Source organism: Leifsonia sp. KNZ12-8B, assembly GCF_056755495.1.
On record NZ_JBPGXM010000257.1, the window covers coordinates 1 to 597 of the forward strand.

General features: G+C 77.1%; 1 protein-coding gene. It reads left to right on the forward strand.

Going from position 1 to position 597, the window contains the following annotated elements; genetic code table 11:
• On the forward strand, positions 1-597 hold a 597-nt coding region (locus ACR9ZG_RS18925; protein WP_481286388.1), incomplete at both ends, for a BadF/BadG/BcrA/BcrD ATPase family protein.

The following is a 597-nucleotide window of genomic DNA, read 5'->3' on the forward strand; positions in this document are numbered from 1 at the left end:
GGGCGACCGTTCCCGCGCTCGGCTGGCCCACAGGCGACTGGGGAGGCGGGGACGAGATCGGCCGCGAAGCGGTCCGTGCCGCCGCCCGCGCCGCCGACGGGCGGGGGCCGCGCACCGTCCTGGTCGAGCGCATCCTGGAGCTGACCGGGCTGCCCGCCCTGCCCGACGTCGGGCGCGTCATCCGTGACGGCGGCCTGACGCAGTCGCAGGTCGGGGCGTTCGCCGGCGTCGTGACCCAGGCGGCCGCGGAGGGTGACCCGGTCGCGAACCGCATCGTGGCGCGCGCGGTGGAGGAGGTGCTGCTGCTCGCCGACGTCGTGATCCGTCGTGCCTGGGGGGACGAGTGGAGGGACGCCCTCGCGAACACCGACACTCCCGCCGTGCTCGCGGGCGGACTCTTCGCCGACCCGCTCTTCCGCTCGGGAGTCGAGGAGGGCCTCGGCGCCCGCGGCTTCGACCCGTCCCTCCTCGCGCGCCGTCCCGTCGACGGCCTCGTCGCCACCCTGAGGGGCAACCAGCCGTCCACACCGCACGCGCCGTCTGCGTCGTCCACCCGGCCTGCGCCGCCCATCCCGCGTGCGTCGCCCACCCCACCAC